We start from the raw sequence: 12,062 nt of genomic DNA, 5'->3' as shown, positions 1-12,062 counted from the left end.
CAGCCTTAAGAGGGAATGTAACAGACTTCCACCCGCGTTTTGGAAATCAGGCCGTGGCCGTGTGGGCAGAAATAGTCCACCGCGCCACAGGCTTTCAGTACCTCCAGCGGCTGATGGCACTGCGGGCATACCACCTTCTGCCGGAAATCCCCGTGGCCCTGTGCACAATGGTAGTGATCCCCGTGCCGGCTCATTGTCTGCTTACAGACAGGACATACTGCGTCCATTATTTTCTCCTTTTTTGCGGGCCGCTGCGCCCTGACAATCAGGTGCTGCCCCTTATTCCAGTGTAGCGCCCCGGTGGCGGCGGGCAACTTCCTGTGGCTGGCTTACACTTAACCTTTTCCCCCTCAGCGAAGGAGCACCATGCATATCCATCATCTGAATTGCGGCTGTATGTGCCCGCTCGGCGGTGCCTTTTATGACGGCTTCAGCAAAGGGCTGACGGCCCACCTCACCTGCCACTGCCTGCTGCTGGAGACGCCGCGGCATGGGCTGGTGCTGGTGGATACCGGCTTCGGCAGCGAGGATATGGCACAACCGCAGCAGCGGCTGGCCCCGTTCTTCCGCGTGCTGAATAATATCCGTTACCGCCAGCAGGATACGGCGCTGAGCCAAATCCGGCAGCTGGGGTTCTCTCCCTCGGATGTGCAGCACATTGTGCTGACCCACCTCGATTTTGACCATGCCGGAGGGCTGAGTGATTTCCCGCAGGCGCAGGTGCATGTGTTGCAGCGGGAAGCCGATGCGGCACGCGACCGCCGCCACTGGCTGAACCGGGGGCGCTACCGGGACGTACAGTGGGCACAGGTGCGGCAGTGGCACTTTTACCAGCCGGGCGGCGAAGGCTGGCACGGTTTTGACGCAGTACGCGGGCTGACCGGGCTGCCGCCGGAGGTGTTACTGATCCCGCTGGCCGGGCATACCCATGGCCACGCCGGGGTAGCGCTCCAGACCGGGGATGGCTGGCTGCTGCACGCGGGCGATGCCTATTTCTACCGGGATGAAGTGGGCCGGCCCGACCGGCACTGCACGCCGGGGCTGCGGTTCTACCAATGGATGATGGAAGCGGATCGTCAGGCCCGCCGCCATAACCAGCAGCGGCTGCGGGCGCTCTCCTGTGACCCCGCTGCCGGGGTCACGATGTTTTGCAGCCATGACGCCAAAGAGCTTGAACGGCTGGCGGCACCCTGAGGAGTCAGACCAGGTGCAGGCCGCGCAGCAGCGCCAGGCCCAGAGCCGTGGTAAAAAATGAGCCGAGAGTGGTCAGGGCGATGATGTTGGCGGCCAGCGTGGCGTTGCCGCCCATTGCCCGCGTCATCACATAGCTGCCCGCCGCCGTCGGGGTGCAGGAAAACAGGAAAATCACCCCCAGCGCCGCGCCATGGAACCCCAGCAGCGCGCCGCCCAGCGTCATCAGCGCCGGCACCACCAGCACCCGCGCCACGGTGGCGTAACCGGCCACGTTGGAGCTGCGGAACATGGCGCGCCAGTCCAGACTCGCCCCGGCGCACAGCATCGCCAGCGGCAGCGCCATGCCGGAGATAAATTCGCCGGTTTTGTACAGCGTGTCCGGCATTGTCCAGGTGGTTTCCTTAAACAGCAGACCCAGCACCAGCCCGATAATCAGTGGGTTAGTGACGATGCCGCGCAGAATGGCCGCGACGTCCAGCCCCTTCCCTGCCCCGCGTTGCAGGCTGCGGCTCAGGGTAATCACCGACAGCACATTAAACAGGATCACGGTGATAGCGATATACATGGAGCCAAGCGCCACGCCCTCTTTGCCGAACGCCAGAGAGGCGTAGGCCAGCCCGGCGATGCCGGTGTTGGCGCGAAACCCGCCCTGCACAAAGATGCCGCGTTCGCGCGGGTCTTTGACCAACTTAATCGCCACCAGCTCCAGCAACAGAAAGGTGACCAGCGTCGCCGCCCCGCCATAGACCGCCAGCGGCAGGTTCATGCCCTCTTCACTGCCGGTATGGGTGGAGACGCTGAAAAACAGCAGACAGGGCAAGGCGACGTTGAAGACGACCCGGCTGGCTTTATCACAGAAATGATCGTCCATGATGCCGGCCCGCTTTAATACTACCCCTAATACCAGTAACAACAGATTGGGCACCGTCACGCCCAACGCAAAACTCCAGGTCTGCCAGAACATCTCCCTTCCTTACCGTCATACCAAAAAAAAGGGATGCACTGATTGTGCATCCCACGAACGTTATTTGCCTTTTTTCAGGTGGCTCATTAAGCGCTTACGCTTACGCATCTGGTTTGGCGTCAGGGTATTGCGCTTACCGGCAAACGGGTTCTCACCCTCTTTGAACTGAATGCGGATCGGCGTGCCCATCACTTCCAGCGAACGACGGTAGTAGTTCATCAGGTAACGCTTATAGGAGTCCGGCAGATCCTGCACTTGGTTGCCGTGGATCACCACAATCGGCGGGTTGTAACCTCCGGCGTGGGCATATTTCAGCTTCACGCGGCGGCCACGTACCAGCGGTGGCTGGTGGTCGTCGGCGGCCATCTGCATGATGCGGGTCAACAGAGAGGTGCTGACGCGGCGGGTCGCGCAACGGTACGCTTCGTTGACCGATTCAAACAGGTTACCCACGCCGCTGCCGTGCAGGGCAGAGATAAAGTGAATACGGGCAAAGTCGATGAAGCCAAGGCGCAGATCCAGCGCATCTTTCACTTCATCTTTAATTTCCTGCGACAGCCCGTCCCACTTGTTGACCACAATCACCAGCGAGCGGCCGCTGTTGAGGATGAAGCCCAGCAGCGACAGATCCTGATCGGAGATGCCTTCACGCGCATCAATCACCAGCATCACCACGTTGGCATCTTCGATCGCCTGCAGGGTTTTGATCACCGAGAACTTTTCCACCGTGTCGGTGACTTTCCCGCGCTTACGCACCCCGGCGGTGTCGATCAGCACATACTCACGCTCATCACGCTGCATCGGAATGTAGATGCTGTCACGGGTGGTGCCCGGCATGTCATAGACCACCACACGCTCTTCACCCAGAATGCGGTTAGTCAGGGTCGATTTACCGACGTTAGGGCGGCCCACGATCGCCAGTTTGATCGGCAGGGATTCCGGGTCGAAATTATCTTCCGCTTCCGCGGCGGCCACGGCGGCCTCTTCTTCGCCCAGTTGCTCAGCCCAGTACGCGGCATTCGACTCCTCTTCGGTGAGCTCAGCGGGTTCTTCATGATCCACAAACGGCAGCAGCACGTGTTCGATCAGCTGGGTGATGCCGCGGCCATGGGATGCGGCAATCGCATGGACTTCGCCCATACCGAGTGAGTAGAAATCTGCCGCAGCGGAATCGGCATCCAGCCCATCAACTTTGTTGGCGACCAGGAAGGTAGCTTTGTCACGGCTGCGCAGGTGTTTGGCAATGCCCTCATCCGCCGGCATCAGGCCGGCACGCGCATCGACCATGAACAAAACGATGTCCGCTTCTTCAATGGCGCGCAGCGACTGACCGGCCATGTGCGTTTCAACGCCGTCTTCGGTGCCGTCAATCCCGCCGGTATCGACGATGATGAACTCGTGGCCCTCAACTTCAGCACGACCATACTTGCGGTCACGCGTCAGCCCGGGGAAATCCGCCACTAACGCATCACGCGTTTTGGTCAAACGGTTAAATAAGGTGGATTTACCCACATTCGGGCGCCCGACCAGCGCGACGACAGGTATCATTGTTGCAGCCTCATTACTTAAAAAACAAAATGTTACGTGGCATCTTCTATTTTCAGGTGCCGCGTTTCAAAAGACGAAACGGCCCCTGAATATCAGGAGCCGTTAAAGAGCCACCGGGGCGGCTCAGGATATGTTACCGGATGTTAGCGGGTGAACGCGTAAACGTCACCGCTTTTCGCCTGGATCAGCAATTTATCGCTCGCCACAATCGGCGCGCTCAGGAAGCCGGAGCTGTCCACTTTCTGCTGGGCCACGAAACGGCCATCATCGGTATTGAGCCAGTGCAGGTAGCCTTCGCTGTCCCCCACGACCAGATAACCATTATACAACACCGGTGCGGTAAGGTTGCGGTGCAGCAGATCGCTCTGGCGCCACAGGCTTACGCCGCCCTGGGTGTTGAGGGCCATCACGCGGTCATTCTGGTCCACCACAAAGATGCGGCCGGCGTCCACGATGAAATCGCTCACGGAGCCGACTTCACGTTTCCAGATGATCTGGCCGGAGCGCAGATCCAGCGCCGTCAGGTTACCGTTGTAACCCAGCGCGTATACCACCCCTTCAACCACTACCGGCGTGGTGTCCACGTCGTTCAGGCGATCGATTTCGGTCGCGCCGCTTGGCTGGGAGATGCGCTGTTGCCAGATCATCTGCCCTTCTTTCATCAGCACTGCGCTGACGCGGCCGTTATCACCGCCAACAATCGCGGCACCAAAAGCGGTAACCGGCGCAGACTCGCCACGCAGGGAAAGGGACGGCATATCCAGGTTAACCGTCCACTGGACTTTGCCGTCGCTTTCGCTCAGGCCCTGCAACATACCGTTGCTGGTGTGCACCAGCACCAGGCCGTCACTGACGACCGGGCGCGAGACAGCCTCACCGGCGACACTGGTCTGCCAGGCAATTTTACCGTCGTTACTGTTCAGGGCATAAACCACTGCGCGCTCACTGCCCACATAGACGTGGTCACCGGAGGCGGTAACGCCACCAGACAACAGCGCTGAACGGTTGCTGGAGAAGAAGCCGGTTTTCTCAGAGAGATCGGCTTTCCAGATCTCTTTGCCGCTGTCGGCATCCATGGCTTTCACTACGCCGTGACGATCGGCCGCAAACACCGTAGTCCCTTGCCAGGCCGGGCGCAGGTTGGAGTAGAACTCACCGATACCATCCCCTACCGAGCTGTTCCAGACTTCGGTCGGTGTGAACTGGTTTTCGACTTTCGGCAGCGGGGACATGGTGACCACATCCTCTTCGCCGTTGAACAATGAACAACCACTCAGCAGGGCAACTGACACCCATCCTACCAAGAGCGTTTTACGCAAATGCATTGGCATCCCCTTAGCTGGCCAAATTATTTAACTTCATGCGCAGCAGTGCCTGCTGTGCCTGAGAAGCTTTAGAGTCGATGCCTTTACTGTATGCGTCACGTGCGCCTTTCAGGTCTCCCTTACGCACCAGCACATCGCCACGGATATCCAGTGACATGGCCGCCCAGCTTTCGCCCTTGACGCCATCCAGTGTTTTCAGCGCGTCATCAAGTTTGTTTTGCTGAAGCTGGAGACGGGCCATCCGCAGTGAAATCAGCGGCAGCAGGTTGTCATCCTTGGTGAGACCGGCGGCCTTCACCAGCTGTTTCTCGGCGTTGGCGTACTCTTTCAAATCAACAAAGTGCTGCGCCAGTTGCAACGCGGCAAAGGCCCCGTAATTATTGTCATTGGCCTGAATGAACTGTTCCGTTGCCGCCACGCCTTCCGGTTTTTTCGCCATCAGCGCGTCGGTCGCTTTCTGGTAGGAGACTGACGCTTCGGTCAGGGCTTCTGTCTGATGCCCCTGCCAGTAGCGCCACCCCACCAGGGCACCAATGCCCAGCACCACGCCAACAGCCAATGCCTTGCCGTTCTCCAAGAAGAAATGGCGCACAGCATTAACCTGTTCGTTTTCAGTGGTATAGACTTCCACGGTGTCCCTCTCCTTAACCCAACATCGTTGCCAGACGCGCGGCAACATCGCCTTGCGCCAGCGTTTCTTGTTCACCACTTTGCAGGTTTTTCACGACCACCTGCCCGGCCGCCACTTCATTCTCGCCCAGCACCAGGGCCACGCGTGCGCCCCACTTGTCTGCGCGGGCAAATTGCTTTTTGAAGTTGCCGCCGCCGTAGTTGGTCATCAGCCGCAGTTGCGGCGCGGCATCACGTACCTGTTCTGCCAGGGCCATGGCCGCACCCTGCGTACCGGCACCGGACGAAATGACGTAAACGTCTACCGTAGCGGGCGCCTTAAAGTCAGGGTTGACTGCCTGCACCAACAGCACCAGGCGCTCCAGCCCCATGGCGAAACCTACCGCCGGGGTGGCGCGGCCGCCGAGTTGCTCTACCAGGCCATCATAACGGCCGCCGGCACACACAGTGCCCTGCGCGCCCAGGCTGGTGGTCACCCACTCGAACACGGTGCGGTTGTAGTAATCGAGGCCGCGAACCAGACGCTGATTAACCGTATATGGGATGCCGGCCTGGTCTAAAAGTTCACACAGACCGGAAAAGTGTTGTTTTGACTCGTCATCCAGATAGTCGGCCAGCGCCGGCGCATCATTCAGCAGGCGCTGCACGTCCGGGTTTTTCGAGTCGAGCACGCGCAGCGGATTGCTGTACATGCGGCGTTTGCAGTCCTCATCCAGCGCCTCTTTGTGCTGTTCCAGGAACGCGACCAGCGCCTCGCGGTAGTTGGCGCGGGCTTCCTGTGAACCGATAGAGTTCAGCTCCAGCGCTACATGATCGGCGATGCCGAGCGCTTTCCACCAGCGCGCTGTCAGCAGGATCAGCTCCGCGTCAATATCCGGCCCCTGCAGGCCGAACACTTCCGCCCCCAGCTGGTGGAACTGGCGGTAGCGCCCTTTCTGCGGACGCTCATAGCGGAACATCGGGCCGATATACCACAGGCGCTGTTCCTGATTGTACAGCAGACCATGCTCAATGCCGGCACGCACACAGCCGGCGGTGCCTTCCGGGCGCAAGGTCAGGCTTTCGCCGTTGCGGTCATCAAAGGTGTACATCTCTTTTTCGACCACATCAGTAACTTCACCGATGGCGCGTTTGAATAACGGGGTCTGCTCTACAATCGGTAGACGGATTTCACTGTACCCATAGCCGCCCAGCACCTGCTTCAGGGTGCCTTCAATCCGCTGCCACAATGCCGTTTCTTCCGGCAGGTAGTCGTTCATGCCGCGAATGGCTTGAATGTTCTTTGCCACGTCAGTTCTCTATAGTCTTAATACAAAAAATGAACCCGATTATAGAGGCGTTGCATCCGGCGGTTCAACGAGGATGCCGGGCAGCCCCCAGCGGGTTCAATAGAAAACGGGCCGCCTGAGCCGCCCGCTACCGATGTCACTCTGTTTGCGTGTTGATCACGATACGTTTGCTTTCGTCCATCATCGCGGCTTTCGCGCGGATTTTGGCCTCCAGCTGATCGATCATCAGGTCGTTATCAAACCGATCACGCTGGCGCACACCATCTTCATAGAAGCCGCTCTTGTTGTGGCCGCCGGTCACGCCCAGGGTCGAGACCAGCGCCTCGCCCGGCCCGTTGACTACACAACCGATGATCGAGACATCCATCGGCGTGATGATGTCCTCCAGCCGCTGCTCCAGCGCGTTGACCGTGCCGATCACGTCAAACTCCTGGCGCGAACAGGTCGGGCAGGCGATGAAGTTGATGCCGCGGGAACGGATGCGCAGGGATTTGAGAATATCGAAGCCCACTTTAATCTCTTCCACCGGATCGGCCGCCAGCGAGATACGCAGCGTGTCGCCGATGCCTTCAGAGAGCAGCAGGCCCAGGCCGATGGCGGATTTCACCGCACCGGCACGCGCACCGCCGGCCTCTGTGATGCCGAGGTGCAGCGGCTGCACAATCTGTTTCGCCAGCAGGCGGTAAGCTTCCACAGCCAGGAAGACGTCAGAGGCTTTTACGCTGACTTTGAACTGGTCGAAGTTGAGGCGATCCAGGATATCCACATGGCGCATCGCGGACTCCAGCAGCGCCTCCGGGGTCGGCTCACCATATTTTTCCTGCAGATCCCGCTCCAGCGATCCGCCGTTAACGCCAATGCGGATAGGGATGTTTTTGTCACGCGCGCAGTCCACCACGGAACGGATGCGGGACTCATTGCCGATATTGCCGGGGTTGATGCGCAGGCAATCCACGCCGTATTCCGCCACTTTCAGCGCAATGCGGTAGTCAAAGTGAATATCCGCCACCAGCGGCACGTTGACCTGTTGCTTGATCAATTTAAAGGCTTCGGCCGCATCCATCGTCGGGACGGAAACACGGACGATGTCCGCGCCCACACGTTCCAGCGACTTAATCTGGTTGACCGTGGCCTCTACATCGGTGGTACGGGTGTTGGTCATCGATTGCACGGCAATCGGCGCACCATCACCAATAGGCACCTTCCCGACGTAAATCCGCGTTGATTTTCGACGGTTTATGGGTGCTTGGTTATGCATGTCTTGCTCTCCATTGCTGCGGGCGCATTGCGCCGGATGCCCTATTATTCAGCAGCCAGCGTAAGGCGCGCAACACGGTTTGACTTAATGAACTGGCTGAGATCAACCGGCTTGCCCTGATACTGGATCTGGACTGCACGCGGTGCGCCGATTTTCAGTTTAAACGGCGCAGTACCGTTCAGGTTCAGCGTACCGCCGCTTTTCTGAATGCCGCTGAACAGGGTTTTCCCGGTTGCGTCATTCACCTGCAGCCAGCAATCCGCATTGAAATTCATCACAATCGCGCCTGCATCTGCTGGCGCTGCCGCCGGGGCGTCGGCCGGCGTCGTGACCGGTGCAGCCACCGGCGCATTGACCGGGGCCTGAGACGGCGAAACCGCTGCCGGGGCCGGGGTCTGAGCTACCGGTGCCGCAGGGGCTGCCGGGGTAACCGGTGCCGGCTGTGCCGCGCTGTTCACGGCCTGGCTGTCCGGCGGCGTGCCGGCATCGGTGCTGTTATCACCGGCCGCGTCGTCACCGTTTCCCAGCGGAATGGACTGACCATCGCCCTGGGAAAGCTGGGCAGAGGATTGATCTGCCATGGTGGCGATCTCCTGCTGCTGCGCCTGATGATTTTGCCACCACCATGCACCGGTCAGGCCAATCACCACAAAGACCACCAGCCAGGTGAACCCCATCAGCCAGCCGTCGCGTTTTTTACGGGATTTCCCCAGCGAGAAGCTCTGCATCGGGGCCACTTTCGCGGCACGGATTGGCGCCTGTTTGGCCATCAGCGGCAACAGCTCTTCTTCAGGAATGTGCACCAGCTTGGCATACGAGCGGATATAGCCCCGCAGGAAGGTCGAGGCCAGCCCCGGCGGCGCGATATCTTCTTCGATATCACGTACCGTGGAGACTTTCAGACACAGGCGTTCTGCAACGGCCTGCTGGCTCAGCCCAAGCTGTTCACGGGCTTGACGCAGGCGTTCACCTGTCGTTTTGGAGATGTTTTCTTGAGAGGCTTCAGTATTCATTAGCGAGAAACTGCTGGTACTGTTTAGAGTGTGGGAAACTTCGCGCCAACTGCCTGCCATAACGGTCTATCTTGTCCTGGCGGTCATCCAGCGCGGCGAAACGAATCTGTAACCATAAACTGTCGGCACTGGCCGGCAAAATATGCTGATAAACATCCAGCAAAAGCTGCGCCTGGGCGCGTTTTCCTTCGCTGAACTGCCGTTCAGCCTCTGCCAGCAGGGGTGCCCCTTTGTCCGGATCGTATTTCAGTGCCCGGCCCAGGAGTACCCGCGCCTCATCGTCCTGATTCGCCTTAAGGAAACAATAGCCGGCATTCTCCAGGCTGTCTGCAACCTGCCCATAATCGGGCACTTGCGCGGCGGCGCTAAACTGCTGTTGTGCCGGTACATACTGCCCTAAACTACACAAGAACGCACCGTAATTATTCATCACCGTGCCATTTTGCGGGGCAAGCTGCAGGGCGCCCTGATAGCGTTGCTGCGCGGCATCATTTTCCCCGACACGCTGCGCATAAAGCGCCATTCCCAGTTGGGTGCGGTAGTCCTGCGGCGCGGCTTTCTCCGCCTTTTCAAGGTTTTGCCGGGCGGCCGGCAAATTCCCCTGGGAAAGGTACCCCAGCCCCAGTTGCAGGCGCGTATCCACCGACGCCGACGTAGCAGATTCTGCGTTATCCGGCCCCGAACCTGAACAACCTGCCAGCACGGCCGCCGCGACGACGGCAGAGAGCCAGCGCGGCGTGCTCCGCAACATTTTCAGCATCATGCGTTTCATTCCCTGGAACGCGGCGGCAGGCTGCCCTGCCCGTGCCGTTCCGATCTGAGAGAGGGAGGCGTGGCGGCACAGCGCCACGCCCTCAGGTCAGGTTCAGAGTGCTTTTACCGAAATCGGCTCCCCTGCCATTTTCTTCTTCAGGGTACGCTTGGTCCGGTCGATCACCTCACCCGCCAACTGGCCGCAGGCGGCGTCAATATCGTCACCGCGGGTCTTACGCACAATAGTCGTAAATCCATATTCCATCAACACTTTGGCAAAGCGATCAACGCGACTGTTCGAGCTGCGTCCATAAGGTGCGCCCGGGAAGGGGTTCCATGGGATCAGGTTGATCTTGCACGGCGTGTCTTTCAGCACGGCGGCCAGCTCGTGGGCGTGCTCGGTGGCATCATTGACGTGGTCCAGCATCACGTACTCAATGGTAACGCGGCCCTGATTCGCATTGGACTTCGCCAGGTAGCGGCGCACCGCGCTCAGGAAGGTCTCGATATTGTACTTTTTATTGATCGGGACAATCTCATCGCGGATGGCGTCGTTCGGCGCATGCAGTGAGATAGCCAGCGCGACGTCAATCATGTCGCCCAGTTTGTCCAGTGCCGGCACCACGCCGGAGGTAGAGAGGGTCACACGGCGTTTGGAGAGGCCGAAACCGAAGTCATCCAGCATGATTTCCATCGCTGGTACGACGTTGGTCAGGTTGAGCAGCGGCTCGCCCATGCCCATCATCACCACGTTGGTGATCGGGCGCTGACCGGTGACTTTCGCGGCGCCGATGATTTTGGCCGCACGCCAGACCTGGCCGATAATTTCTGACACGCGCAGGTTACGGTTGAAGCCCTGCTGTGCCGTTGAACAGAATTTGCACTCGAGCGCGCACCCTACCTGGGAGGAGACGCAAAGGGTCGCGCGATCCTCTTCCGGGATATAGACCGTCTCAACGCGCTGATCGCCCACCAGAATCGCCCATTTGATGGTGCCGTCAGCGGAGCGTTGCTCATCCACCACTTCCGGCGCGCGGATCTCCGCAATCGCCTGCAATTTGCCGCGCAGCACTTTGTTGATGTCGGTCATCTGCTCGAAATCGTCGCAGCAATAGTGGTACATCCACTTCATGACCTGGTCGGCGCGGAAGGGCTTCTCCCCCATTTTGGCGAAAAATTCGCGCATTTGCTGGCGGTTCAGATCGAGGAGGTTAATTTTTTCCACAGCCGGTTTCACCGTTTGTACGGCGGGCGCAGAGGATTGAGAAAGTTCAGACACGGTTTGCCCAGAAGGAGTTGTTTCTAACATGGATGTCGCGGCCTCGTTGTTACACTTTTGGCTCAAGGGAAGTGCACCCGCCCGGTGGCGTGATGCGAAAACATGCGCCCCGAGAGAGCAGGCTCCTTCGGGGCGCAGTATTGTACAAATTTTAGGATAGCGATGCTATCGCGGAAAGCCTGCTGTCACCGTTTAATTGTTTCAGCAAATGAATCTTTCAGCTCGCTATCATTCACCAATTAACGGGTGCGCGGGCACAGCTCGTTTTCGGTGAAGAAGTACGCGATTTCACGCTGTGCAGATTCAACCGCATCAGAACCGTGAACGGCGTTCTCGGTAAAGCTGTCTGCGTAGTCAGCACGCAGGGTACCGGCCAGGGCGTTGTCCGGGTTGGTTGCGCCCATGATGTCACGGTTACGCTGAACGGCGTTTTCGCCTTCCAGAACCTGCATCATGATCGGGCCAGAGGTCATGAACTCAACCAGACCGTCGAAGAACGGGCGGCCTTTGTGCTCAGCGTAGAAGCCTTCAGCCTGCTCGCGGGTCAGGTGAACCATTTTAGCGGCAACGATTTTGAAACCAGCGGCTTCGAAACGGGCATAGATAGAACCAATGGCGTTTTTGGCCACTGCGTTCGGTTTGATCATGGAAAAAGTACGTTCGATAGTCATGTAAACCTCTGTCTGACGTCGTCCTGGGAGGCAGGCATAAAAGGGCCCGCCGTGAAATGGCGCCGATTATAGGGGGCAAGACGGCGCTTGCCTACCGGAAACACAACATTTGATTAAAATAACTTTAGCTAATTCCCT

12 protein-coding genes are annotated in these 12,062 nt (G+C 58.9%); 1 reads left to right on the top strand and 11 read right to left on the bottom strand.

The genetic code is table 11. From position 1 onward, the window contains the following. Positions 1 to 5: 5 nt before the first annotated feature. On the bottom strand, positions 6 to 227 hold the full coding sequence (locus CYR55_RS11360; RefSeq protein ID WP_101816253.1) for a zinc ribbon domain-containing protein: 222 nt from the start codon (positions 225 to 227) through the stop codon (positions 6 to 8). Between the two features lie 139 nt (positions 228 to 366). On the opposite strand from CYR55_RS11360, the gene CYR55_RS11355 reads away from it, so the two are divergent. Beyond that, positions 367 to 1,194 (top strand): MBL fold metallo-hydrolase, encoded by an 828-nt coding sequence (locus CYR55_RS11355; RefSeq protein WP_101816252.1) that lies wholly within the window; start codon positions 367 to 369, stop codon positions 1,192 to 1,194. Between the two features lie 4 nt (positions 1,195 to 1,198). Here the strand turns inward: CYR55_RS11355 and CYR55_RS11350 are convergent, their stop codons facing one another. The 10 genes from CYR55_RS11350 to ndk form a co-directional block, all read right to left on the bottom strand. Next, positions 1,199 to 2,158 carry an AEC family transporter gene (locus tag CYR55_RS11350; protein WP_101816251.1) on the bottom strand — a complete coding sequence of 320 codons (960 nt, stop codon included), beginning with the start codon at positions 2,156 to 2,158 and terminating at the stop codon, positions 1,199 to 1,201. Between the two features lie 60 nt (positions 2,159 to 2,218). After that, on the bottom strand, positions 2,219 to 3,706 hold the full coding sequence (der, locus tag CYR55_RS11345; protein ID WP_101816250.1) for a ribosome biogenesis GTPase Der: 1,488 nt from the start codon (positions 3,704 to 3,706) through the stop codon (positions 2,219 to 2,221). A 143-nt stretch (positions 3,707 to 3,849) separates the two neighbouring features. Beyond that, complete coding sequence (bamB, locus tag CYR55_RS11340) at positions 3,850 to 5,031, bottom strand: outer membrane protein assembly factor BamB (RefSeq protein WP_101816249.1); 1,182 nt, start codon at positions 5,029 to 5,031, stop codon at positions 3,850 to 3,852. 10 nt (positions 5,032 to 5,041) lie between these two features. Continuing rightward, a complete protein-coding gene (locus CYR55_RS11335; protein ID WP_101816248.1) occupies positions 5,042 to 5,662 on the bottom strand; it encodes a YfgM family protein in 621 nt (206 codons plus the stop codon). A 13-nt stretch (positions 5,663 to 5,675) separates the two neighbouring features. Continuing rightward, positions 5,676 to 6,950: a histidine--tRNA ligase gene (hisS, locus tag CYR55_RS11330; RefSeq protein ID WP_101816247.1), complete on the bottom strand. Its 1,275-nt coding sequence runs from the start codon at positions 6,948 to 6,950 to the stop codon at positions 5,676 to 5,678. A gap of 136 nt (positions 6,951 to 7,086) precedes the next feature. Further along, positions 7,087 to 8,208, bottom strand: a complete 1,122-nt coding sequence (ispG, locus tag CYR55_RS11325; RefSeq protein WP_101816246.1) for a flavodoxin-dependent (E)-4-hydroxy-3-methylbut-2-enyl-diphosphate synthase — start codon at positions 8,206 to 8,208, stop codon at positions 7,087 to 7,089. 44 nt (positions 8,209 to 8,252) lie between these two features. Continuing rightward, complete coding sequence (gene rodZ, locus CYR55_RS11320) at positions 8,253 to 9,221, bottom strand: cytoskeleton protein RodZ (protein WP_101816245.1); 969 nt, start codon at positions 9,219 to 9,221, stop codon at positions 8,253 to 8,255. Further along, the gene (gene pilW / locus CYR55_RS11315) at positions 9,211 to 9,972 is read right to left on the bottom strand and encodes a type IV pilus biogenesis/stability protein PilW (protein ID WP_101816319.1); all 762 of its coding nucleotides are present in this window, start codon (positions 9,970 to 9,972) and stop codon (positions 9,211 to 9,213) included. The genes rodZ and pilW overlap by 11 nt, the downstream gene beginning before the upstream one ends. 114 nt (positions 9,973 to 10,086) lie before the next feature. Continuing rightward, positions 10,087 to 11,283, bottom strand: coding sequence for a dual-specificity RNA methyltransferase RlmN (rlmN, locus tag CYR55_RS11310; protein WP_277622328.1), 1,197 nt, complete (start codon positions 11,281 to 11,283; stop codon positions 10,087 to 10,089). A gap of 209 nt (positions 11,284 to 11,492) precedes the next feature. Next, on the bottom strand, positions 11,493 to 11,924 hold the full coding sequence (ndk, locus tag CYR55_RS11305) for a nucleoside-diphosphate kinase (RefSeq protein WP_072930234.1): 432 nt from the start codon (positions 11,922 to 11,924) through the stop codon (positions 11,493 to 11,495). Positions 11,925 to 12,062 lie beyond the last annotated feature (138 nt).

Origin of the sequence: Chimaeribacter californicus (assembly GCF_002858675.1) — a bacterium.
GTDB lineage: Bacteria > Pseudomonadota > Gammaproteobacteria > Enterobacterales > Enterobacteriaceae > Chimaeribacter > Chimaeribacter californicus.
This window is presented reverse-complemented; position numbering and strand designations above follow the sequence as displayed.

What these genes read in the sequence shown, in the direction of transcription:
- CYR55_RS11360 (WP_101816253.1), bottom strand. Translation starts at nt 227, where the DNA reads ATGGACGCAGTATGTCCTGTCTGTAAGCAGACAATGAGCCGGCACGGG.
- CYR55_RS11355 (WP_101816252.1), top strand. Translation starts at nt 367, where the DNA reads ATGCATATCCATCATCTGAATTGCGGCTGTATGTGCCCGCTCGGCGGT.
- CYR55_RS11350 (WP_101816251.1), bottom strand. Translation starts at nt 2,158, where the DNA reads ATGTTCTGGCAGACCTGGAGTTTTGCGTTGGGCGTGACGGTGCCCAAT.
- der (WP_101816250.1), bottom strand. Translation starts at nt 3,706, where the DNA reads ATGATACCTGTCGTCGCGCTGGTCGGGCGCCCGAATGTGGGTAAATCC.
- bamB (WP_101816249.1), bottom strand. Translation starts at nt 5,031, where the DNA reads ATGCATTTGCGTAAAACGCTCTTGGTAGGATGGGTGTCAGTTGCCCTG.
- ispG (WP_101816246.1), bottom strand. Translation starts at nt 8,208, where the DNA reads ATGCATAACCAAGCACCCATAAACCGTCGAAAATCAACGCGGATTTAC.
- rodZ (WP_101816245.1), bottom strand. Translation starts at nt 9,221, where the DNA reads ATGAATACTGAAGCCTCTCAAGAAAACATCTCCAAAACGACAGGTGAA.
- pilW (WP_101816319.1), bottom strand. Translation starts at nt 9,972, where the DNA reads ATGTTGCGGAGCACGCCGCGCTGGCTCTCTGCCGTCGTCGCGGCGGCC.
- rlmN (WP_277622328.1), bottom strand. Translation starts at nt 11,283, where the DNA reads ATGTTAGAAACAACTCCTTCTGGGCAAACCGTGTCTGAACTTTCTCAA.
- ndk (WP_072930234.1), bottom strand. Translation starts at nt 11,924, where the DNA reads ATGACTATCGAACGTACTTTTTCCATGATCAAACCGAACGCAGTGGCC.